This window comes from Burkholderia sp. LS-044 (assembly GCF_004803625.1).
Taxonomy (GTDB): domain Bacteria; phylum Pseudomonadota; class Gammaproteobacteria; order Burkholderiales; family Burkholderiaceae; genus Burkholderia; species Burkholderia cepacia.
Map to the genome: position 1 here is coordinate 54,609 of NZ_SSWO01000006.1, position 22,771 is coordinate 77,379.

The window sequence follows — 22,771 nt, forward strand, 5'->3', positions numbered from 1 at the left end:
CCTGTGAATGAAGTAACAGCGTGCGGCGGGCGGCGCGTGTCAGCACCGGCCGGTGCGCAGCGCGACGGTCCAGTCGTCGCGCCCGCGCGATGCCGCGGTGGCGGCCGCCGTGTGCCAGTCGTATTCGACCGCATGAAATTCGACGTTCCAGCCGGCCGCCGTGCGCGACACCATCGCGTAGCGCGCATGCGGCGAACCCGTCTCGATGCGGTGCGGGTGCGGCAGGTCGTCCGCGTACGCCTGCAGCCCGACGCTGCCCGGGTTGACGACCAGCCGGCCGTCGTCGAGTCTGGCCGTACGCGGGACGTGCGTGTGGCCGCACAGGATCAGCGACGCCGGTTCGTCGCCCGCGCGTTTCGCGATTTCCGCGGGCGTCGCCGCGCGGCAGCCGTCGGGCGTGACGGTTTCGAGGAAATAGGCGAGGTCGCTGCCGGGCGTGCCGTGCACCATCAACACGTCGCCGTCGAGCGTCGCGCGCTCGGGCAGCGCGGCGATCCATTCGAGATGGTCGGCGCGCAGCGTGTCGTGCGCCCAGCGATCCGACAGCCGCATCGACTCGCGATCGCCGCCGAGCAGTTGCCGTTCGTGATTGCCCCTGATGGTCGGCAGGTCGAGCGCGATCAGGCGGTCGGCCGTTTCGGGCGGATGGAGCGCCCCCGACAGGATGTCGCCGAGATTGACGATCACGTCGGCGCCGCGGCGGCGGACGTCGTCGAGCACCGCGTCGAGCGCGGCGAGGTTGCCGTGGATGTCGGACAGCGCGGCGATTTTCATGGCGGATCGTCGGGGAAGGGAACGGCGATTGTCGCCAATTCGGCGCAGGCCGTCCAATGGCGTGCGCGTGCGCGTGCGCGTGCGCGTGTACGTGCGCGTGCGGTGCCGCAGGCCGCGAGCGGTTGGGCGTGAAGCCGCGGGTGGCGCGTCAGTCGGTTGCGAGGCGCGCGTACATCGCGAAATCGCCCGGTGTGCCGCGCACCATCCTGTACGCGCGCAACAGCCCTTCGTAGCGGTAGCCGCACTTCTGCAGCACGCGCGCGGAGCCCGCGTTGCCGGTCAGCACCACGCCCTGCATGCGCATGAAGCCGCCGTCCGCGAAGGCCCACGCGGTGACGGCCGCGCACAGCGCGCTCGCGACCCCGCGCCCCCAGTGCGACGGTGCGAGATCGTATGCGATCTCGGCCGAGCGGTTCGCGGTGGAGACGGTATGCAGGCCGATCGTCCCGGCGAGCGCGCCCGATGCGTCGTCGATCACGGCGAGACGCCGGATCGAATCGGGGTCGGTCGATTCGATGGCGTCGAACAGCGGCAGCAGATCGTCGGGCGAGCGCAGGTTCCAGCTCGTGTGGCGGAAGACGTCGGGGATCGACAGGTACGCGTACCACGCGTCGAGGTCGGCGCGTTCGAGCTGGCGGAGCGACAGGCCTGGAAAGCCGGAGCGGGGCGGTGCGGCGATTTTCATCGGCGTCCGCTCCTACGCCGCATGACGCCGGTACAGCGCCAGCGACCCGGCGAGCGCGAGCAGCATCGCGCCGCACGTGCGTTCGAGCCACAGCGCGCCCGCGCGCTTCAGCAGCCGCACCGCGCGTGCGCCGAGCAGCGCGTAGCCGAACATCACCGCGCCGTCGAGCAGCGCGAAGGTGACCGCGAGCGCGACGTATTGCGGCGCGAGCGGCGCGGACGGATCGAGGAACTGCGGCAGGAACGCGGAGAAGAACAGGTAGCCCTTCGGGTTCGTCACCGCCGTGAGGAAACTCTTCGCGAAGATCGACGCGTTGTGCCCGGATACCGCTTCACCGTGCGCGGCGGCGACGTCGAGCGAACCCTTCGACATCAGCAGCCGGATGCCGACGTACGCGAGGTAAGCGGCGCCGAGCCACTTCACGACCGAGAACCAGAACGCCGACGCCATCAGCAGCGCGCCGAGGCCGAGCGCGACCGCGACGATCAGCACGAAATCGGACAGCATCGCGCCCGCGAAGCCGTAGGCCGCGCGTCGCACGCCGTAGCGCGAGCCGTTGGTCAGCGCGAGCAGCACGGTCGGGCCGGGTGTCGCGATGCCGACGAAGGCGACGGCGGCGAAGACCAGCAGGGTCGTTTCATGCATGACGGAACTCCCGAGGGAAGGGGCGCGCTCGATTATCGGCTGCGCCCGCCCGGGCTGTACAGGGACGGCGCGCCGCGCACACGGCCGCCCGGTCGACTATCTCGATTTTGGCAATAAACATTTTTCATTATTCCGCTTCAGATTGAAACCGGTTCCATCTACCATGGCGGCCGCAGCGGGCATGCCCGCCGCGTCGTCGCGCGCGGACGATGCCGGCCTCGCACCGCCGGCGGATCTCGCCGCCCGCGCGCTACTCGCAACTGACAGCCAGAACAACGGGTTCACCGCCCGGAGACACGACAATCATGAACAAGCAACTGATCGCAGCCCCGCTGCTGCTCTCGCTCGCGGGCGTCGCCGCCGCGCAAAGCTCCGTCACGCTGTACGGCATCGTCGACGCGGGCGTGACCTATCGCAGCAACGAACGGGTCGGCTCCGCGGGCGCGTACACCGGCCATTCGAACGTCGGGCTCACGACCGGCAACCTGTCCGGCAGCCGCTGGGGCATCAAGGGTTCCGAGGATCTGGGCGGCGGGATGCGCGCGCTGTTCGTCCTCGAGAACGGCTTCGACATCACGAACGGCACGTCGGGCCAGGGCGGCCGCCAGTTCGGCCGCCAGGCGTTCGTCGGCCTCGGCAGCGACCGCTACGGCACGGTCACGCTCGGCCGCCAGTACACGTCGCTCGACGACTTCGTGAGCCCGGTCGGCCCGTCGTCGTTCATCGGCGGCTTCGGCGCGCACCCGGGCGATATCGACGACCTCGACCAGACGGCGCGCGTCAACAGCTCGATCAAGTACACGACCGCCAACTACTCGGGCTTCACGTTCGGCGCGCTGTACGGTTTCGGCAGCCAGCCGGGCAGCATGAAGCAGCGCAACACGTGGAGCGTCGGCGCGGCGTACGCGGCGGGCCCGCTGCGCGTCGGCGTCGGCTACGAGCGATCGGACAACAGCAAGACGGGCGCGACCGACCCGACGGCCGGCAAGTGGCAGAGCACCGACGACGGGCTGTTCAACTCGTCGATCAACGAAGGCTATGCGAGCGCGCAGTCGCAGCAGATCATCGCGACCGGCGCGACCTACGATTTCGGCCCGGCCGTCGTCGGGGTGAACTACAGCAACGTGCAGTACCGCAGCGGCGACCAGTCGCGGTTCACGGGCCACGCGACGTTCAACGTCGCGGGCGTGTTCACGCGCTGGAACGTGCGCCCGCAGACGCAACTGTTCGCGGGCTACAGCTACACGCGCGGCAGCGATGTCGACGGCGTGGACGACCGCGCGCAGTATCACAACGTCACGCTTGGCGCCACCTACGACCTGTCGAAGCGCACCAGCGTGTACCTGCTCGGCGCGTACCAGCACGCATCGGGCATGACGCTCGACGCGCTCGGCCGGCCGGTGGCCGCGACCGCGTCGGTGTCCGACAAGGCGAACGGCCACTCGTCCGATTCGCGGTCGCAGGCCATCGTCAGCCTCGGCCTGCGCCAGAAGTTCTGACGCGCCGCGATCGTTGCGCCCGCAACGTTGCCCGCAGCCGATGCGGGCGACGTTGCAGGCATGCCCCTATACTGTCGCCCCCGTTTTTCGAGGAGACGACATGATCCGAACGCATTCCGCGAGTTGCCTGTGCGGAACCGTCACCGTGACGTTGCGCGGCGAGCCGGCGGCGCGCGCGAACTGCCATTGCGAGACCTGCCGCGATTTCTACGGCACACCGGTGCTGTCCGCGACCGCGTGGCCGCCGGAGCAGGTGGCCGTCGAGGGCGACCATGCGACGTTCCCGCATCCGGCGAAGTCGATGTCGCGCACGTATTGCGCGTCCTGCGGCGAGATCGTGTGCGGCACCAACCGGTTCGGCATGCGCGTCGTACCGAACAGCCTGGCCGCGCGTGCGCACGGCGGGCAACTGCCCGGCGACCTGCAGCCGACGATGCACCTGTTCTACCGGCACCGCGTGATCGACGTCGTGGACGCGCTGCCGAAATTCCTCGACGGCTGGGACGGCCCGACCCTCGACGACGCGAACTGAACGATCGCGGCTGCGTGCCGGCATGGCCGGCGCGCGGTTCTTTCCGCCGTATCCGCTTTCTCCTTCCTTCCTCCCGCCGCATGCCGCCGCGCTGAATCGCACCGACGCGATCGAGCCGGACAATATTTTTTCCCTTTCATTTCAATTTCGATTTGTAATCATCGAACCCATTTCCGGGGGAATGAAAAAGGCAATGCGGGTAATTCAGAAAAAATGACGTATTTGCATTGAACAATCCGGAAGAAAATGCCGGGGAAAAGCGCCGAAACCGTGCGGCCCGCAAGCCGTTGCGGCGTGATGGGCGGGTTTGACCATCGTTGACGGAAAAGCGCCGGACGGCAAAAAGAATGGCGTGAATAATTCGGGATGAAGGCGAATGCGCTTTAGCCGGAATCACCAATATTTCATGCGCCGCGATTTACAGTGTCGACAATTGAACGTTCGGGAGCATTATTCATGTCAATGAAACAAATTCGGGCGGCATTGCTGGGAATGTGCATGGCGATGCTGGCGCCGGCGAGTCACGCGCAGGTGTCGTACTCGACCGACTGGCTCGCGAACACGTACGGCACGCTGGCCCAGCACGTGGGCAACGCCGCGCGCTCGATGTGGGTCGCCCCCGAGGGCGTGATCTACACGGCGTCGCGCTGGGACGAGAACGCGGGCGGTGTCGCGCTCTACCAGAACGGCCAGCCGATGGGCACGATCGGCATCCACGACGAATTCCAGGGTGGCGCGATCACCGGCAACGCGACGTCGATCTTCGTCGCGCTCGGCTACAACCGCAACTTCGGCAGCGGCTCGGTGGGCCGCTACAACCGCGGCACGAACCAGCGCGACCTGCGCATCCCGGTCAGCACGTGGACGGGCCTGCCGAATCCGGACGTGATCACCGGCCTCGCGACCGCCGGCAACCTGCTGTATGCGAGCGATTTCTACGGCAACCGCGTGCGCGTCTATACGACCGACGGTGTCTGGCAGCGCGACATCGGCGTGACCGGGCCCGGTGCGCTGGCGCTCGATGCGGCGGGCAACCTGTGGGTGGCGCGCATGAGCGCGGGCGTGGTCGTGCAGTACAGCGCGACCGGCACGCTGATGAACACGATCCAGATGGCGGCCGGCGCACGGCCGTCGGCGCTGTATTTCGACGCGTCGACGGGGCAGTTGCTGGTGGGCGACCAGGGCCCGGACATGAACATCAAGCTCTACAGCCTCGCCGGGTCGCCGCAGCAGGTCGGCACGTTCGGCGTGCAGGGCGGTTATCTCGACACGACATCGGGCATCAAGGGGCAGGTCGGCGACAAGCGCTTCACGCGCGTGGTCGGCATCGGCAAGGATGCCGGCGGCAACCTGTACGTGCTCAACAATGCGTGGGGCGGGGGCTGGGATCTCGGGCGCAACGGCAGCACCGACCTGCATTCATACGGCCCGACGGGCGCGCTGCAATGGAAGCTGCAGGCGCTGAACTTCGAGGCGATCGCCGCGCCCGACCCGGCGACCGACGGCGCGTTCTTCTATAGCGGCAACAACGTGTACACGGGCTCGGCGGGCGGCACGTTCGTCGCGAACACGGTCGATCCGTTCAGCTACCCGAAGGACCCGCGCCTCGACATGAACGACTACCAGCGCGGCCAGCACTTCGGCCAGCTCGTGACGGTCGGCGGCAACCGGATCCTCGTCGCGTCGGGCCAGAACCCCGGCAACTTCAACTTCTACTACTTCACGCCGACGACCGGCTACATCGCGAATCCGGCCGGCTCGCTGCCGGGCAAGCCGTTTAACACGACGCTGCAGGTCACGGCCGGTTTCGACATCGACGGCAACGGCGACGTGTGGGCCGGGTTGAACGGCTCCAACGTGATTACCCGCTACCCGATGACGGGCTTCGACGCGACCGGCAAGCCGTCGTGGGGCAAGCCGACGACGACGGCCGTGCCGGGCACCGTGGCGCCGGTCACGCGCATCATCTACCAGGCGGACAGCGACACGATGATCCTCGCGCAGGGCCTCGCCGGCAACTGGGACTGGACCGCGATGAACGGGCATATCGAGGTCTATCACGGCTGGAAGAACGGCAACACGAGCGCGCCGAACCCGGTGATCAACCTGACGAGCGCGAACCCGAAATCGATCGCGGCGGCCGGCCACTACCTGTTCGTCGGCTACGTGCACACCGTGCCGAACGTCGACGTGTTCGATCTCAACACGGGCGCCCTCGTCACGACGCTGACCAACTCGAACACGTCGGCGATGGATGTCGGCAACGACGTCGACTCGATGTACGGGATCCGCGCGTACCTGCGCTCGACCGGCGAATACGTGATCACGAAGGACAACTACAACGGCACCAGCATGATCGTGTATCGCTGGCGTCCGTGAACGCGCGGGCCGAGCAGGCCGCGCGGTCTGCTCGGCCGGCTCGGCCGGCTCGGCGCCCGCGTCACGGCGCGCCGAGCACGCGGCCGTTCACGCTGAGCCCGTACATCGAATCGGGCGAATCGTGGAATTTCGCGCGCGTGTCGTGCACCGAGCCCGTGAAGCGCGGGTCCTGCGGACGTTCGTGGCTGTCCATGAAGGTCGCGACGTCCCACGCTTCCTGATCGGTCAGCGTGCCGCCGAGCCCGAGCGGCATGTTGGCCTTGATGAAGCCGGCCGCATTGCGGATGTCGCCCATCCCCGCGCCCCAGTTGAACGAACGCGCGCCCCACAGCGCCGGGAAGACCGCCTTGCCGCCGCTCGACTGCCCCTGGCCGTCCGCACCGTGGCACAGCGCGCAGTGCTGCGTGTAGACGGCGGCGCCGCGCGCATAGTCGGCTTTCTGCGCGGGCGGCGGCAGTTTCAGGAAACCCTGCCCCGGCAGCTTCGTGCCGACCGGCGCGCCCTTCGCGAGCCAGTACGAATAGGTTTCGAGCGCGACGAGAATCGGGTCGCCGGCCGGCGGCGCCTTGCCGTTCATGCTGTAGCGGAAGCATCCCTGCAGGCGCTCGGCGAACGTGTTCACGTGGCCGTTCTTGCTGCGGTACGCCGGATACAGCAGGTACGCGGCCCACATCGGGCTCGAATCGGGCCGCCGGCCCGCGTCGAGGTGGCAGCTCGCGCAGGTCAGCTTGTTGCCGACGTACTTGCCCGCGAACTCGGGCGTGTGCAGGAAGATCTGCTCGCCGAGCTTCACGGTCTTGCCGAACTCGTCGGCGGGGATCGCGGATTCGGCGGGCGGCGCGAACGGCCTGGCTGCCGCCGCAACGGCGGAAGGCGCGGATGCGGAAGCGTTGGCCGGTGGTGCATCCTGCGGTGCGGCCGCGAACGCGAGCGCGGGCAACCAGGCCGCGCCGAGCAGTGCCGCGCGGGTGCGGCGGATCAGCGTCGTGCGGTCGATCATCGCTTGTCTCCCTGCGCGGCGCCGCCGCGTGCGTAGTAGGCGGCCACTGCGTCGATGTCGGCGTCGGACAGCTTGCCGGCGATCGCCGGCATCAGCGCCATCGGCCCGGGCGGGCGCGTGCCGTGTTTCCAGCCGTTCAACTGGCCGGCGATATAGGCGGCGGGCTGGCCCGCGAGCGGCGGAAACGCGCTGCCCACGCCGAGGCCGCCGGGGCCGTGACACTGGGCGCATGCGGGCAGGCCTTGCGACCAGCGTCCGCGCGTCGCGAGCCACGCGCCGGTGTTCGCCGGATCGATCGACGTGTCGTCGGCGGCGACGATGCCGGCCGGCGCGGGCAGGCTCGCGAAGTACGCGGATACCGCATCGCGCTCGTGCGGCGTCAGCAGTTTCGAGAGCGGCTGCATGACGGGATTCTGGCGGCTGCCGTCCGCGAACGCGGCAAGCTGCGCGGACAGATACGCGGCGCTCGTGCCCGCGAGGCGCGGGAAGCCGGCCGCCGCGTTGCCTTCGCCCTGGCCGCCGTGGCAGCCGATGCAGGCGGCGACGCCCGTCGTCGAACCCTGTGTCGCGAGCGTCTTGCCGAGCGTCGCGTCGTCCGCGCGCGCGTGGCTGGCCAGCAGCGTCGCCGCGGCGAGCAGCAGCGGCGCGAACCGGCGTCGCGGTGTGTGCACCGTATCGTTCACGTGTCCCCTCCTTGTTGTAGGCCGCGAGCGCGCCGCCGGGCAGCCGGCGCGGCCGCGCGGTCAGCCCGCGTCGGGCTGCTTCTCCTGCTGCGCCGGCGCGAGGTGCTGCGGCGGTGTCGCCGCATCGTATCGGCCGAAGCCGTAGCGCTGGAAGATTCCGAACGCTGCCGGCGACCGGATGAACGCGAGCCATGCGCGCGCGGCTTCCGGATGCGGCGCATCCTTCACCATCGCGCCCGCATAGATCGCAGTCGTATTCTGCTCGGCCGGAATGTCGATGTGCATCAGCGGATGCCCGACCTGTTCCTGGAACGCCGCCTCGGATTGCCACAGCACACCCGCGTCCGCGCGCCCCTGCATCAGGAACAGCGCGGTTTCCCGATGGTGGATGTGCGTGAGCTCGGTCGTGCCGGCGCGCACCTTGTCGTCGTAGACGGTACGCGCGAGCGCGTTGCCGCCGGCCTTCACGAGCGACGCGCGGATCTGCCGCGCGACGCCTTCGAATGCAGGATTGGGCATCGCAAGCTGCACGTCGGGCCGCGCGAGGTCGTTCAGCGACGCGATGCGCTTCGGATTGCCGGCGCGCACCATGATCGTCAACTGGTTCGTCACGTAGGGCACGGCCGGGCCGACGAGCGTGCCGTCCGCGATCAAGCCGTCGATCTTGCCGAGCCCCGCGAAATACGCGTCCGGCTTGACCGTCCACGTCATGTTGCCGACGGTGATCGTGCCGCCCGCCTGGATCTGCTTCACGAGCAGGCCGGGCGGGATCGTCTCCCAGTAGATGCGGCCGCGGTACTCGGGATGGTCTTCCTCGAACTTCGCGACGAGCGGCGCCATCGCGAAGAAATAGTTGCCGCCGACGAACAGCACGAGCTTCGGCGCGGTGAGGTCGCCGTGGAAATCGGCGAGCACGTCGACCTGCGGCACCGTGAATTCGAGGCCGCGATGCGTCGCGTCGTTGTTGCGGCCGTCCTGCCAGGGCGGGAAGACGTTCGCGGCGGGGCCGGCCGGCGCGGCGAGCGACAGCGCCGATGCGCAGCAGAGCCAGGCGGCCAGCACGGCGCGCAGCGTGCGCCGACGGCGGAGCAACGGTGATGGCGGTTGCATGGGGATCGATGTCATCGCGGTGCTCATTTTGCGTACGTGAAGCCGGCCTGCTGCAGTTCGGGCAGCGTGCCGACCGCGCCCGGCGTGACGATTGCCGACGGAATCACGTGGTTGGTCAGGTCGGCCGCGAGCGCATCGAGCGGCAGCTTGTCGGGATTCGCGTTCGCGCCGACGAGCCGCTCCGCCAGTTCCCAGATCGCGTTGTGGCACGACAGGAACACGACGCCGCGCTGCTGCAGCGCGGCGATGCTGTTGTCGTGCGACGAGAACGCGCCGTCGGGCGACTCGTGGTTTTGTGCGCCCTTCAATTGCGCGGCTTTCGCGTCGAGCAGCGTGTTGGCCGGAAAGGCGGCGCCGGCGAATTTCGCGAGGCCGTATTTGTCCCACGCGGCCTGGTCGAACAGCGCGAGATGCGCGCTGCCGTGCGTGGCCGATACGACGAGGAAATCCGGATGGCGGTACGACCAGATCTGCGCGTTCAGCGAATTGCGCATCAGGTTCAGCCACGGGCCGCCGAGCTCGGTGTTGTCCCACACCTGCTTCGGGCCGCCGCGGTAGCCGGTCAGTTCGGCGAGCGCCGCGTGATCCCACTGGTCGGGGCGTTCGAGGATCATCGGCACCGTCTTGAAGTCGCGCCGCCGCGGCGCGGCCGCGAGGCGGCGCGTGAGGTCGGCGAGGTGCGTGGCGCCGCCGGGCAGCAGCGCGCCGGTTTCGGGCGCGGCGGCGCGAGCGGGGCGCGCGGCGGCGAGCAGCGCGGTGCCGGCCGCGAGGCCGAGTGTCTTGAGCGCGCCTCGGCGCGCGTGCCGGTCGGACATGGGGTATCTCCCGGAATCGTTTTTGTGGGGGCGTGCCGCGTTGCGGTACGGCGCTGCGGCGTCGCGAATGCGTAGCCAGTCTAGCGGCGCGCGTCCGGTACGGAAAATCGCGGTATCGGATGGGAGATATTCGGGAGGCTGATGATTGGGCGGCCGGGGTTGGGGCGATCGGTGAAACGACCATCGGTTCGGTCATTCCACTTGGCTTCGGTCGGCGAGCCCGTCGTTGAGGGGCTTCCTGCGGACGGTTCCGGTTTTGATCGGCGAATCGATCGTCCTTTTGATATGGATGGCTGATTATCTGAAACGGGCTGCACAGGATCGACTTGTATAATCGCCTCCTGCGAATGCACACATGCCTTACCGAGAGAGAGAACGTTACTCATGAATTGGGACGATGCCCGCGTTTTTCTGGCCGTTCATCGCACCGGGACGCTGCGCGAGGCCGCGGCCGTTCTCGACGTCGATCAGGCCACCGTGGGGCGACGGTTGACCGCACTCGAGAAGGCGCTCGGTGCGAAGCTGTTTCTCAAGACATCGTCAGGTTATGTCGTGACGCAGGTCGGCGAGCATTCGCTGCAGGCCGCGGAAGCGATGGAGCAGGCGGCGTGCGAATTCGAGCGTCGCGTCCAGGGCTCGGACGATCGCCTCGAAGGCGAGGTCCGGGTCACGACGACCGATTCCCTCGCGATGGATTTCGTCGTTCCCGCGATACGGGAACTGCGCCGGAAATGTCCGGCGATACACGTGATCCTGACGACGTCGGTGCAGGTGCTCAACCTGACGCGACGCGATGCGGATCTCGCGATTCGCACCGTGATGCCGGAAAATCCCGACCTCGTGCGCCGGAAGCTCGCCGAATGGGAGGTCGGGCTGTTCGCGAGCCGCGAGTATCTGGATGCGCATGGCGAGCCCGCGATCGGAGCCGCGTTCGAAGGGCACGACCTGGTCGTCTACCAGCCCGGCACGACGTCGAACCAGGGGCACGCGCTGTGCGGCGAGTCGATGGAACGCGGGCGCATCGTGGCGCAGGTGAGTTCGAGCCTGATGCTGGCGGCGTCGATCCGCTCGGGTATCGGCATCGGTGAACTCCCCGCGTATATGGCGCAAGACGACGATTCGCTCGTGCGAATCTGGCCCGACCGGACGCGAGCCGTGCCGTATCAGGTCTGGCTCGTATCGCATACCGACCTGAACCGGACGGCGCGCGTTCGGGCGGTCACCGCGGAGATCGCGGCTACGTTCGACCGTTATCGATAGCGGCCGGGGCCTCGTCCGTGCAGGGCCATGGGCTCAACGGGGGAGCGTGTCGCGCATCGAGAGCGTGCGCCGCGCGGCACACCAGCGCGGCACGATCGCGATGGCCGCGACGATCGCGAAGAACGGGATGGCCGTCGCCAGCACGTGGCTTCCGGTGCCGAGCAGGCCGCCGGACACGGCGGCGGCGAGCGACGCACTGCCGATCTGGAAGAAGCCGACCAGCCCCGACGCCGTTGCCGCGCGCCCGTGTTCGCTCGCGATGGCGCCCGAGACCGCGAGCGACAGCGACGATCCATTCGACAGGCTGACGAGCACCATCGGCATCACGATCGCGACGACGCCTTTGACGTGCCACGATTCGCACAGGGCGAACGCCACGCCGCCGGCAACGAAGCAGCCCACGCCGGCCACGACGATCGAGTCGTAGGACATCCGGTCGAGCATGCGGCGCGCAATCAGGTTGGCGGAAACGATGCCGGCGGTCAGCGGCAGATAGAGCCAGCCGCTTTGCCGTTCCGAAAGACCGAGGCCGGAGAAGATGAACGGCGACTGCGTCAGGTAGACGAACCACGCGCAATAGATCGCGCAGACGACGAGCGTGTAGCGGACGAAGGCCCGGTCCGCGAGCACGCCGGTGAAGCCGGCCAGCGGTGCGGCGCGATGTTGCCCCGGTGCGACCGGCGGCCGGGTTTCCTTCAGGCGCAACTGAACGAGCGCGAGCGCGACGACGCCGAATGCGGCGACGAAAATGAAATCGCTTCGCCACCCGAACCACGCAGCCAGATATCCGCCGATTGCGGGGGCGATTGCCGGAGACAGCGACACGAGCGGATACACGATGCTGTAGATCTTCGCGGATGCGTTCTTGTCGCAGGTGTCGGCGATGATCGCGCGACCGATGACGAGGCCGGACGCCGCGCCGAGCGCTTCGAGCACGCGCCATCCGAGAAAGCTCGCGAAGCCGCCGGCGCTCGCGCAGCCGATCGAGCCAAGGATGTACAGGACGATGCCGGCCGTCAGCACGGGTTTGCGCCCCCATCGATCGGAGAGGGGGCCGTAGACCAGTTGCGCACAGGCGAGCGCGATCAGGTAAGCCGATACCGTCTGCGGCATCTGCCATGCGCCGATCGAAAACGCGTGGGCCATCGACGGCATCGCGGGCAGATAGACGTCGGACGCGATCAGGCCGAAGGCGCTCAGCATGGAGACGACGAGGATGAGTGAGAGGTTGGACATGTTCGCAGGTGGTTGGAGCGGAGCGCGTGAGCGAATGGAGAGGTAGACGCGCATCGGGCCGCCGTGGAAAAAAGCCGGGGCGATCATACGGCGCGCGATGCGGTAAGGGAGCGGGCGGAATTGCATCGCACGGATGCATTTTTGCGGGCGGTGAAGCGAGTGCCGGGGAGGCGTGTGAATGGTGGCGTCGGGTGCCGCGCGGGACGGCAGTCAAGCGGAATCCGGCGCCGGTGTGGGCGGCGAGCAACGGGGTGATTCGCTGTCGTTCCTGCTTCGCCGGCGGATCGGACGATGTTCCGTCGCCGCGTCGTTGGTGGTTGCCCGGCACAACGCGCGCGGAGTCGCGGTGACCGCTTGCGAAGCGACAGGGATGCTTCACTTGGAGCAAGGGGCGAGCCGCTACGCGTCGCGAGCGGCTGCGAATGCGGGCGTGGTGCATGGGCCGCCGCGTTTGGGCCGGCCCATGCACGCATCGGGCGATCGGAACGTCAGACCATCAGAACGTCAGACCATCAGAACGACACCGTCGTCGTCAGCGTGACGAGCCGCGGCTCGCCGACCGCGACGATCAGGTTGCTGTTGCTCGACGGGTAGTAGGTCTTGTCGAGCAGGTTCTTCACGTTGAGCTGGAAGCGCGTCGGGAACTTGCCGATCGTCGTTTCGTAGGCTGCGAAGGCATCGACGGTCACATAGCCGGGCAGCGTGAAGCTGTTCGCCGTGTCGCCGGAGCGTGCGCCGACGAGACGCGCGCCGCCGCCGAAGCGCCAGCGGCCGGGCAGATTCGCGATGGCCGTGTCGTACACGGCGAACAGGCTGCCCGTGTGGCGCGCGACGTTCGTGAGCGGGGTGTTGCTGTCGCGATCGGTCGCGTTCGTATACGCATAGCTGCCGATCACGCTCAGGTGGCGCGTGATCTGCCCGGCGACGTCGAGCTCGATCCCGCGCGAGCGTGCGGTGCCGATCGTCGACGTGATGTCGCCGACCGTGACCGCGACGTTGCGCTTGTCGATCTGGTAGACCGCGAGCGTGCCGGTGATCGCGGGCTTCAGGCTGAACTTCAGCCCGGCCTCGAGCACGCGGCCGTATTCCGGCGCGAGCGGCGCGGCGACGTTCGATGCGACGTTCGGCTTGAACGAGCGGCTCACGTTCGCGTAGGCGGTCAGCGCCGGCGTGAGCGCGTAGGCGAGCCCGAACTGCGGCAGCCAGACGCTGCCGCGCGAGCGGTCGGCGAACACGAACGGCCGGCCCATCCCCGATTCCTGCTGCCAGTTTTCCCAGCGCAGCCCGCCCACCGCGGTGAGGCGGTCGGTGATCTTCACCGAGTCCTGCACGATCGTCGAATACGCATGCACGACCGAGCGCGAATCGCTTTGCTTCGCGTTGGGCGTGCCGCCCGCCGCGAGCAGGCCGTACACGGGATCGTAGAGATTGAAGCCCGTCGTCGCCTTGCCGCGGATCGTGTCGCCGCGGAAGCTGCGCTGCCGTTCGTATTCGCCGCCGATGTAGATCGCGTGGTTCATCCCGGCGAGCGTCACGTTGCCGAGCAGGCCGAGCGTCGCGATCTGGTCGGAGTCGTTGCGGCCGAGGTTCGCATCGGACGAGCGCGTCATCGCACCGGTCTTGCTGTTGAACGCGGTGGCGCGGGTGATGGTTTGGTCGTAGCGGTCGCGGCCCCAGCCGTAGGTCGCGCGCACGCGCCATGCATCGGAGAAGCGATGCTCGATGCGCGTCCGCAGCGTTTCCTGGATGCCGCTGCTTTGCGACCATGCTTCTTCGTAGCGGCGATAGCGCAACGCATCGTCGAGCTGGCCGTTCACGAGCACGGTGCCGCGATCGAACGGCATCGTGTAGTCGACGTACTGATAGCTGACGTCGATCGACGTGTTCGCGTCGTGCCACGACAGCGCGGGTGCGATCAGCGCGTTGCGCTCGCGGCCGAAGCTGCGCCAGTAGCGGCTCGTGTCGTATTCGCCGGTCAGCCGGAACGCGAGCGTGCCGCCCGCGACCTGGCCCGGCTTGCCGAGCGGCCCCGTGAGATCGAACTGCGCGTTGCTGCCGCCGTGGCTCGTGCGCGATGCGGAGATCGAGCCGCCGAACGTGTCTTCCGGCTTGCGCGTGACGAGGTTGATCACGCCGCCGGGATCCTGCATCCCGTACAGCAGCGAAGCGGGGCCTTTCAGCACCTCGACGCGGTCGATCGTCGCGAGATAGCTGTGCAGCACCGGCGTGCGCACGCCGTCGACCAGCACGGAGCCGTCGTTGTTCGACCCGAAGCCGCGCTTGATGAACGCGTCGCGCGTGCCGCCGAGCGTGTTGGTTTGCGTCACGCCGCTGATGTTGCCGAGCACGTCGTCGAGCGAACGCGCCTGCTGGTCCTGCATCACGCTGCTGCTGACCACCGCGACCGATTGCGGAATCTCCTTCAGCGGACGGTCGCTGCCGCCCGCGATGCTGCTGGTGCGCGGCTGGTAGCCGATGGTCGGGTCGACGGTCGACGATGCGTTGACGTTGATGGCGGGGAGTTCTTTCCCGGCCGGCGTTGCGGGTGCCGATGCAGTTGCACCGGCTTCGGTGTTGGCCGCATGCGCGCCGCTTGCGACGCAAAGGGTAATCAGGGCAGGCAGGCTCGAGCGCCACGGACGCGGGGTCCGGACGCGGCGGGGCGTTCGACGGGATGGCATGAATCGATACAGGAGGGAATGCTAAGGATCGTGTCGCGGGCCGCGGCGTTTCGTTACGGCCAAGGCGTGCATGATATATGTAATGAGAATCGTTTGCAATTGTAATGGCATGATTGTCGGGCTCGGGCGTCGGTTGCCGGGCTGGCGGCCGTCTGCTACCGTAGCGGCCAAAATCAGACGCAGTGAAATTCAACGAGAGAGCCGGGGGCCGCACCATGTCATCTTCCTGTCACGTCGCGTTCAGCGCGACGCCACGCACCGCGCACGACCACGCGGGCGATGAAGTGATCGCAGCCGTCATCCGCCATTCGAACGATTAAAGCAACGGAAGCGAATTCATCCGGCGTTGCGCCGGGCTTCAATCACTTCAACCACCACGCTAGACGGGAGACCACCCATGAAGAAGATTTCCGCGCCGTTCGCGGCGGCCGCGCTTGCGGCCTGCGCGCTGCTGGCAGGCATTCACCAGGCTGCTTGCGCGGCTTCCGATGCCGACCCGGCGATCGACGCGCACTACGGCGCCGTGATCGAGGCCTACACGCAGGACGTGGCCGCGGCGAAGTCGAAGTACGACGGCAAGCGCCTCGCGTTCGTCGGTGCCGTGATCCGGATGGGCAGCGATCCGGGCGGCACTTACTTCGGCGCGCTGACGGCCGACGGCGAGCAGTTCGATACGCATTTCGACGTGGCCGACCAGGATGCGCTGAAGCCGAAATTCCCCGGCGGCGAAATCAAGCCGTTCGTCACGTCGACGGCGTTTCGCTTCAGCTGCGTGAACGAAGGCTATATCGATGCGCCCGTGTTGCCGGGCCTGAAGCTGGCCCACTGCCGTCTCGCCAACTGACCGGCGCACGCGCATCCGGCGTTCAGAACTTCTGCTGGATGCCGGCCATCACGCCGAGCTGGTTCATCCCGGTGCCGACCGTCCCGCCCGCGGCGACCGCGTTCGCGGCCAGCGTGCTGTTGAACATGTAGCCCACCGACGTATAGACGGTCGTCCGCTTCGACAGGAAATAGTTCGCGCGACCGACGAGCAGCGTCGCGTTCGTGCCGCCTTCGCTGTTTTCCCGGCGTTGAAGGTAGCGGACGCCCTGAAGGTCGAGCGCGAGGTAGGGCGTCGCGTAGTACGTGCCGCCGGCGAACACGATATCGGCCTGCAGGTGCTCGGCCGCCGCGAGGTTGCGGCGGATCCACCCGGCGCCCAGTTTCGCGGGGCCGATCTTCACGTAGCCGGCGACGATGTCGCGCGTGTCGGTGTACGCCGGATTGTTCAGCGGCGCGAGCGCACCGCCGCCGCCGCGCATCACGTCGTGCGACGCGGCGAGCCCGAAATTGCTCGCGTCATAGGCGAGCATCGCCGTGTATTGGCGGCAAGCGACGATGTCGCCGGGCACCTGTCCGGCGCAGCCCGTCGCCGACGGCCCGGCCGGTCCGGCCGCGTCGCGGCCGAAGCTGTAGGTGGCGCCGAGCGTCACCCCGTGGAACGTGCCCTTGTAGCCGATCGCATTGTCGCTGCGCGCGTTCGGCAGATAGGAATCGAAATCCGCCATCGAGTGAATCGACGGGCCGATCACGTCCGCATTGGTCAGCACGATCATCGACATGTTCATCTGGCGGCCGAGGGTCAGCGCGCCGAACGGACTGTTCACGCCTACGTTCGCCTGTCGCCCGAACAGGCGCCCCCCGTAGTTCAGTGCGCCCGTGCCGGGCTGGAAGCCGTTCTCGAGCACGAAGAAAGCCTGGTAGCCGCCGCCGAGATCCTCCGTGCCCCTCAACCCCCAGCGTGACGGCACTTCGCCGGTCAGTGTCGGCATACCCGTGAACGATCCGCCATGTGCGGCGTTGTTGTAGTAGGACACGCCGGTATCGATGATCCCGTACAGCGTGATGCTGCTTTGTGCGCAGGCCGGTCTGGCCAGCGCCAGCGTCAGTGCCATCGCCGTCGCGAGTGCGGCACCCAGTTTCGTTTTCATGGCTGTCTCCAAACAGTATGTAGATATGCTTATCGATATTTTTATGACCCGATCCGATCCGGGGTGCCGACGGGTATCGGCAAGGCTGCGGGCGTCGTGCGTTACGACATCGCCGGGTCGCGTTGCCTGCGCGGTGCCACGGCGCGCGTACCCGCCACGGCGACGGCGATCGCCGCGCCGGCCATCGGCACGAGGAACGCGAGATACAGATGGGACACGGACCAGCCGTCGTCCAGCAGCGCACCGACCGTCATCGGCGACAGGATCGCGCCGAGGCGGCCGATGCCGACCGCGAGGCCGATGCCGGTCGTGCGGATTTCGGCGGGATACGGTGTCGGCGACAGCGCGTACATGCCGGCCACGCATGCATTGATCACGGCGCCGAGGAATACCCCGACCGTCATCCCGATCCCGAGCGAGCCGGTGTTCGCGCCGAACACGGCCATCAATACGCCGCCGAGCAGCAGCGTCGCGCCGAGCAGGTTACGGAGGCCGAACCGTGTCGACAGCAGGCTGAAGAGCGATGCGCCGGCAATGCCGCCGAGATTGAGCAGCACGCCCCCGGTGACCCCCTGCGATGCCGACAACCCGGCCTGAACCAGCAGCTTCGGTGTCCAGCTCACGACGAAGTAGAAGCTGCCCATCACGAGAAAGAATGCGATCCACAGCGCGATCGTGCGGCGCGTCAGCGGCGCGCGCAGCACGGCCGTCCAGCTCGACGCGGCGTTCGCCGAGTCGATGGAGGCAGTCGCCGCCGGGAGCATGTCGATCGGCGCGCGCTTCATTCTCGCGAGGATGCGGTTGATTTTCTGCAGCGCGTTGTCCGGACGCCGAGCCAGCAGGAAGTCGAGCGATTCCGGCAGCAATGCGAGCACCATCGGGATCGACAGCAAGGTCAGGATGCCGCCGAACGCGAACACGCTGCGCCATCCCCACGTCGACAGCAGGTAGCCGGCGATGACGCCGCCGCCGGTCGCGCCGATCGCGTAGCCGGTCGACTGCATGCCGATCGCGGCGCTGCGCCATTTGTTCGATGCGTATTCGCCGCTGATGACGGTCAGGCTCGCCAGCATGCCGCCGATGCCGAGCCCCGTGTACGCACGCGTGACGGCAAGTTGAAGCGTGCTGTGCGTGGCCGCGCAGGCGAGCATCCCGGTCGAGATCACCGCGAGGCAGAGCAGAATGATGCGGCGGCGGCCGACGCGGTCGGCGAGCGGCGCGATCAGCACCGAGCCGATGCCCATGCCCGCCAGCCCGGCGCTCAGCAGCAGGCCGATTTCCTTGCCGCTCAGTTTCCACTCGGCCGCCAGGTGCGGCGCGGCGAACGCGATGGCCAGCACGTCGAAGCCGTCGAGCATGTTCAGCACGACGCAGGCGGTGACCGCCATCGTCTGGAACGTGCTCATCGGGGATTCATCGATCGTATTGCGGATGTTTGCGCTCACGTCAAAGATCCTTGTAAATAGTATGACTAATTAAATGGGATGAAATCGAAGCCGGTGATGGCGAATGGGACGAAAGCGATTGAACGGGCCGACGGGGCATCCCGCGGAGCGCCCGTCGCGACCGGCGGGTGTTGTCGGCGGGGCGGCGCGATGCTTAAGCGGGTTCGAGCAGCAGCCGCTCGATCACGCGCCGCGCGCGATTGGGGCCCGCGTCGACGTGAATGTCGATCTGGCGGCCGCCAGGAAACCGCAGCTGGTTCCGGTACTGCGCTTCGATCACGGTCTTGTCCTCGTCGAACGTCGCCGCGGATTGCTCGATGACCGTTTGCGCGACGCGCTCGACGTCGTGTTGCGGATTGGTCGCGACGGTCCAGAAGTAGTGCGTCGTCGTTTCCGTCTCGGGCGTGATGCCGTGGAAGCCACGCATGTGAAAGCCGCCGCGTGCCGGATCGTGCAGGTCGCCGGTGCCGGCGTCCATCGCGCCGGTCCAGATCCGGATGTGCGACACGTGGAATTCGATTTCCTGCCAGCGATCGACGCGGCCCGCGAACGGCCACGCAGCGGTATAGGTTGGCGGCGGGTCGGAATCCGGCATCCGGCGAACCAGCGTCACGGTATCGCCGTCGCTGCTGACGCGGGTTTCCGCACCCATGTGCAGCGCCGCGTTGCCGCCAATCGTTTTCAGATGGACATAACCGAGGTGGCTCAGGTCCATCAGGTTGTCGTGAATCAGTTGATACGGTGCGTCGTAGTGGTAGTGGCCGCCGCCGAACCGGTATTGCGGATCGGCATGGAACGCATAGCGTGGCGGCGCGCTTGTCGGTTGAGCGTGCGCGTCGGCGCCGATCCAGATCCACACGATGGCGTCCTGTTCCCGTACCGGATACGACGACACGCACGCCTTCGCCGGAATCCGGTCCTGGCCGGGAATCTCCACGCACGTGCCGTCGCGGTCGAACAACAGGCCGTGATAGCCGCAGCGCAGGCCGCGCGATTCGAGCGAGCCGCACGACAACGGCAGCGACTTGTGGCAGCAGCGATCCTCCAGCGCGCCGACTTCCCCGGACGGCAACCGGAACAGGACGACCGGGCGGCCGAGGAGCGTGCGGGCGACGGGTTTGTCCGTCAGTTCGGATGACAGCGCGGCGACCCACCATCGGTCGACCGGGAACTGAGTAGTATTGATCGGTGCCCGGGCATGTTGCTCCATTGATCGTCTCCAGTATTGTGGTTGGCCGCCGCGAGTCGGGCGGTCCGTCTACCGATTTGCAGACCTACAGATCGAGGACCAGCAGGTCGCTTCGCGATCGCGAGCAGCACGGCATGAACTGGTCGCCGGCTGCCTGTTCCGCTTCCGTCAGATACGAGTCGCGATGATCGGGCTCGCCTTCGAGCACACGCGTCGCACAGGTGCCGCATACGCCTTGCTCGCACGACGTCAGCACGTCGACGCCGTTCGCCGCCAGCGCCGCGATGACCGTGCATTCGGCCGGCACGTCGATCACCATGCCGCTGCTCGCGATCCGAACCTGGAACGCACGGTCCGCGCCGGACGACGCAACCGCGCCGCCGAAGAACTCGTAGTGCAGCCGCGCTTCGGCCCAGTTGCGCTCGCGCGCGGCGTTCAGCACTGCGTCCATGAAGCCGCGCGGGCCGCATACGTACAGGTGCGTGCCTGCGGGCGCGGCGGCGAGCACGGCGGCGAGGTCGAAGCGTTGCTCGGGGACGCCGTCATCGACGTGGAGGCGGGCGCGATCGTGAAATCCGGCCGCGTTGATCCGCTCGACGAAGGCCATGCGATCGGTCGAGCGCGCGCAGTAATGCATGTCGAACGGCGTGCCGGACGAGAACAGCCGTTCCGCCATGCTGAGGATCGGCGTGACGCCGATCCCGCCCGCGAGCAGCAGGTGGTGCGGAGCGTCGGGGGCGAGCGGAAACTGGTTGCGCGGCATGCCGATCCGCAGGGTATCGCCTTGCCGGACTTCGTCGTGGATCGCGCGCGACCCGCCGCGGCCGTCGGCATCGCGCAGCACGGCGATCTGATAACGATCGGCATGTTCCGGGTGATTGCACAGCGAGTACTGGCGCACGAGCCCGCCCGGCAAATGCACGTCGATGTGGGCGCCGGCTTCAAAGCCCGGCAACGGCGAACCGTCGTCGCTGACGAATTCGAAACCGCAGATGTCGCGCGCTTCCTGCCACTTGCGGGCCACCCGGACCGTCAAGGTCGCGGCGCTCATGACGCCTCCTTGATCTGCGCGACCGGAATCACGGGCCGTTGCGGGCTCGCCGCGTTTTCTTCGGCGAGCAGCCGTTCGATCACCTTGCGCGACAGCACGCCGCCGGCGTCGATGTTGAGTTTGAGCAGCTTGCGGTCCGGCCACTGCTCGAGGTTGAGCTGCTGGCGTTCGAGCATCTCGAGATCCTCGGCGAAGATCTTGCCCTGGCCTTCGCGGATTTCGGCGGTCAGCGCGTGATCGTCGGGCCGGAAGTTGCGCGCCATGCCCCAGAAATACCAGATCGAGGTGTCCGTCTCGGGCGTGATGAAGTCGACCACGATCGACGACGCCTTCAACTCGGCCGGCGCGTCGTAGCCGCCGTGGCCCGCATGGGCGACGCCCACTTCGATCATCACGTGGCTCGGCGGCGTGAAGCGGCAGATCTGCCAGCGGTCGACCGGCACGTCGTCGGCGAGCCCGTTGCCGCGCAGCGCCATGCGCCAGAACGGCGGCGGCATCACGTTCTCCATGAAGCGGCTCGTGACGACTTCGTCGCCGCGGCTGATCGTCTTCGGCGGCGCTTCGTCGATTTCCTTCTGGCCGATGCTCGACGCATGCACGTACGTCTCGTGCGTGAGGTCCATCAGGTTGTCGATCATCAGCCGGTAATCGCAACGGATGTGATAGAGGCCGCCACCGTGCGCCCAGGCCGGGTCTTCGGCCCAGGCCAGCGCGGGCAGTTTGGCGGGATCGGCTTCCGTCGCATTGCCCGGCCAGACCCAGACGAATCCGTACCGCTCGATCACCGGGAAGCTGCGAATCGGCGGGAAGCCGCCGACGCGCTGGCCCGGCATGCCGGACGCCTTGCCGTCGCAGCCCATTTCCAGCCCGTGATAACCGCACACGAGCACGCCGTCGCGCACGAATCCCAACGACAGCGGCGCGCCGCGGTGCGGGCAGAAGTCCTCGAGCGCGGCGACCCGGCCGTCCGCCGCGCGGTAAAACACCATCGACTCGTTGCAGATCTTGCGGCCCAGCGGCTTGCCGTCGATTTCATCGGGCGTGCACGCCACATACCAAGCGTTCTTGAGAAACACGTTCGTCGTCTCCTTCGGGGCGGTGCCGCTGACATGCGGCAATTCTTCATTCCGTGTACTGAATGAGATTCAGTGTACGCATTGAGATTGGCCGGAGCAAGGCGAGCGGTATACTGGTTTTCCCGGGAAATGGCGCGAGGCAGCGCCATGCCGTCGGCGTGCGCAACCGGCGCGCGCCGCCTATGTCATCGACTCATTCATGGAAAAAACGAATCCCGCCGACGCGCCGGCTTTCCCGCTCGACCTGTACGACGAGCCGGGGCACCTGATCCGGCGCGCGCACCAGATTGCCGTCGCGATGTTCTACGAGAAGCTGGGCCGGGACGTGACACCGGTGCAGTACGCCGTCCTGCGGATGCTCTACGAGTGTCCGGGGCTCGATCAGGTGACGCTGGCGCAGCGGGTGGCGCTCGACACGTCGACGACGGCCGACCTCGCGGTCCGGCTCGAAGCGAAAGGATTGATCGTTCGCGAAGTGCTGCCGCGGCGTCAGCGGCGCCTGCTGCTGACACCGACGGGCGTCGAACTGCTCACACGCCTGATTCCGTCAGTGCAGGAGCTGCGTGCCGGCCTGTTCGACGGGATGGGCGAGGAAGATTCGCAGGAACTCGTACGCCTGTTGCGCAAGTTCGTTCATTTGAACAACGAGCAGAGCCGCGCGCCGCTGCGCGTCGTCGAAGATTCGTAGCGGTCGGTTACGCGCGGCGCACGATGCGACGTGCGCCGGGCCGCGCCCTC

At 67.6% G+C, this 22,771-nt stretch carries 21 protein-coding genes; 7 read left to right on the forward strand and 14 right to left on the reverse strand.

Features of this window, described 5'->3' with window-relative positions:
• Nucleotides 1-39: 39 nt before the first annotated feature.
• The 3 genes from E9536_RS17225 to E9536_RS17235 all read right to left on the reverse strand — a co-directional run bounded on the left by E9536_RS17225 (nt 40) and on the right by E9536_RS17235 (nt 2,104).
• On the reverse strand, nt 40-774 hold the full coding sequence (locus E9536_RS17225; RefSeq protein ID WP_136470254.1) for a metallophosphoesterase family protein: 735 nt from the start codon (nt 772-774) through the stop codon (nt 40-42).
• A gap of 148 nt (nt 775-922) precedes the next feature.
• Nucleotides 923-1,459, reverse strand: a complete 537-nt coding sequence (locus E9536_RS17230; protein ID WP_136470255.1) for a GNAT family protein — start codon at nt 1,457-1,459, stop codon at nt 923-925.
• Nucleotides 1,460-1,471: 12 nt separating this feature from the next.
• Nucleotides 1,472-2,104 carry a LysE family translocator gene (locus tag E9536_RS17235; RefSeq protein ID WP_060359866.1) on the reverse strand — a complete coding sequence of 211 codons (633 nt, stop codon included), beginning with the start codon at nt 2,102-2,104 and terminating at the stop codon, nt 1,472-1,474.
• 305 nt (nt 2,105-2,409) lie between these two features.
• Between E9536_RS17235 and E9536_RS17245 the strand changes: the two genes are divergently transcribed.
• The 4 genes from E9536_RS17245 (at nt 2,410) to E9536_RS17260 (ending at nt 6,514) form a co-directional block, all read left to right on the forward strand.
• Nucleotides 2,410-3,603: a porin gene (locus E9536_RS17245; RefSeq protein WP_060205891.1), complete on the forward strand. Its 1,194-nt coding sequence runs from the start codon at nt 2,410-2,412 to the stop codon at nt 3,601-3,603.
• Nucleotides 3,604-3,703: 100 nt separating this feature from the next.
• Entirely contained in the window at nt 3,704-4,135 is a 432-nt protein-coding gene (locus tag E9536_RS17250) for a GFA family protein (RefSeq protein WP_136470256.1), read from the forward strand.
• Nucleotides 4,136-4,157: 22 nt separating this feature from the next.
• Nucleotides 4,158-4,352: a hypothetical protein gene (locus E9536_RS17255; RefSeq protein WP_136470257.1), complete on the forward strand. Its 195-nt coding sequence runs from the start codon at nt 4,158-4,160 to the stop codon at nt 4,350-4,352.
• Between the two features lie 239 nt (nt 4,353-4,591).
• On the forward strand, nt 4,592-6,514 hold the full coding sequence (locus E9536_RS17260; RefSeq protein ID WP_136470258.1) for an SMP-30/gluconolactonase/LRE family protein: 1,923 nt from the start codon (nt 4,592-4,594) through the stop codon (nt 6,512-6,514).
• Nucleotides 6,515-6,575: 61 nt separating this feature from the next.
• On the opposite strand, the gene E9536_RS17265 is transcribed toward E9536_RS17260, so the two are convergent.
• The 4 genes from E9536_RS17265 to E9536_RS17280 are packed head-to-tail and all read right to left on the reverse strand — an operon-like array spanning nt 6,576 to nt 10,122.
• Nucleotides 6,576-7,514, reverse strand: coding sequence for a c-type cytochrome (locus E9536_RS17265; protein WP_059697080.1), 939 nt, complete (start codon nt 7,512-7,514; stop codon nt 6,576-6,578).
• Nucleotides 7,511-8,197 carry a c-type cytochrome gene (locus E9536_RS17270; protein WP_136470259.1) on the reverse strand — a complete coding sequence of 229 codons (687 nt, stop codon included), beginning with the start codon at nt 8,195-8,197 and terminating at the stop codon, nt 7,511-7,513. Before E9536_RS17270 ends, E9536_RS17265 begins: the two co-directional genes overlap by 4 nt.
• A 60-nt stretch (nt 8,198-8,257) precedes the next feature.
• On the reverse strand, nt 8,258-9,322 hold the full coding sequence (locus E9536_RS17275) for a substrate-binding domain-containing protein (RefSeq protein WP_136470260.1): 1,065 nt from the start codon (nt 9,320-9,322) through the stop codon (nt 8,258-8,260).
• Between the two features lie 8 nt (nt 9,323-9,330).
• Nucleotides 9,331-10,122 carry a transcriptional initiation protein Tat gene (locus tag E9536_RS17280; RefSeq protein WP_136470261.1) on the reverse strand — a complete coding sequence of 264 codons (792 nt, stop codon included), beginning with the start codon at nt 10,120-10,122 and terminating at the stop codon, nt 9,331-9,333.
• Between the two features lie 384 nt (nt 10,123-10,506).
• On the opposite strand from E9536_RS17280, the gene E9536_RS17285 reads away from it, so the two are divergent.
• On the forward strand, nt 10,507-11,382 hold the full coding sequence (locus E9536_RS17285; RefSeq protein WP_059697083.1) for a LysR family transcriptional regulator: 876 nt from the start codon (nt 10,507-10,509) through the stop codon (nt 11,380-11,382).
• 33 nt (nt 11,383-11,415) lie between these two features.
• On the opposite strand, the gene E9536_RS17290 is transcribed toward E9536_RS17285, so the two are convergent.
• Nucleotides 11,416-12,618, reverse strand: coding sequence for a multidrug effflux MFS transporter (locus E9536_RS17290; RefSeq protein WP_136470262.1), 1,203 nt, complete (start codon nt 12,616-12,618; stop codon nt 11,416-11,418).
• Between the two features lie 512 nt (nt 12,619-13,130).
• Nucleotides 13,131-15,299, reverse strand: a complete 2,169-nt coding sequence (locus E9536_RS17295; RefSeq protein WP_136470263.1) for a TonB-dependent siderophore receptor — start codon at nt 15,297-15,299, stop codon at nt 13,131-13,133.
• 397 nt (nt 15,300-15,696) lie between these two features.
• Between E9536_RS17295 and E9536_RS17300 the strand changes: the two genes are divergently transcribed.
• Nucleotides 15,697-16,143, forward strand: coding sequence for a hypothetical protein (locus E9536_RS17300; RefSeq protein WP_060193994.1), 447 nt, complete (start codon nt 15,697-15,699; stop codon nt 16,141-16,143).
• Nucleotides 16,144-16,165: 22 nt separating this feature from the next.
• On the opposite strand, the gene E9536_RS17305 is transcribed toward E9536_RS17300, so the two are convergent.
• The 5 genes from E9536_RS17305 to E9536_RS17325 form a co-directional block, all read right to left on the reverse strand.
• Nucleotides 16,166-17,272 carry a porin gene (locus E9536_RS17305; protein ID WP_059697086.1) on the reverse strand — a complete coding sequence of 369 codons (1,107 nt, stop codon included), beginning with the start codon at nt 17,270-17,272 and terminating at the stop codon, nt 16,166-16,168.
• 101 nt (nt 17,273-17,373) lie between these two features.
• A complete protein-coding gene (locus tag E9536_RS17310) occupies nt 17,374-18,717 on the reverse strand; it encodes an MFS transporter (RefSeq protein WP_136470264.1) in 1,344 nt (447 codons plus the stop codon).
• 154 nt (nt 18,718-18,871) lie between these two features.
• A complete protein-coding gene (locus tag E9536_RS17315) occupies nt 18,872-19,927 on the reverse strand; it encodes a Rieske 2Fe-2S domain-containing protein (RefSeq protein ID WP_060170545.1) in 1,056 nt (351 codons plus the stop codon).
• A 64-nt stretch (nt 19,928-19,991) separates the two neighbouring features.
• Nucleotides 19,992-20,957, reverse strand: a complete 966-nt coding sequence (locus E9536_RS17320) for a PDR/VanB family oxidoreductase (RefSeq protein WP_136470265.1) — start codon at nt 20,955-20,957, stop codon at nt 19,992-19,994.
• Nucleotides 20,954-22,033: an aromatic ring-hydroxylating dioxygenase subunit alpha gene (locus tag E9536_RS17325; protein ID WP_136470266.1), complete on the reverse strand. Its 1,080-nt coding sequence runs from the start codon at nt 22,031-22,033 to the stop codon at nt 20,954-20,956. The genes E9536_RS17320 and E9536_RS17325 overlap by 4 nt, the downstream gene beginning before the upstream one ends.
• Before the next feature lie 199 nt (nt 22,034-22,232).
• Between E9536_RS17325 and E9536_RS17330 the strand changes: the two genes are divergently transcribed.
• Nucleotides 22,233-22,721, forward strand: coding sequence for a MarR family winged helix-turn-helix transcriptional regulator (locus E9536_RS17330; protein ID WP_136470267.1), 489 nt, complete (start codon nt 22,233-22,235; stop codon nt 22,719-22,721).
• The last annotated feature ends 50 nt before the right edge of the window (nt 22,722-22,771 follow it).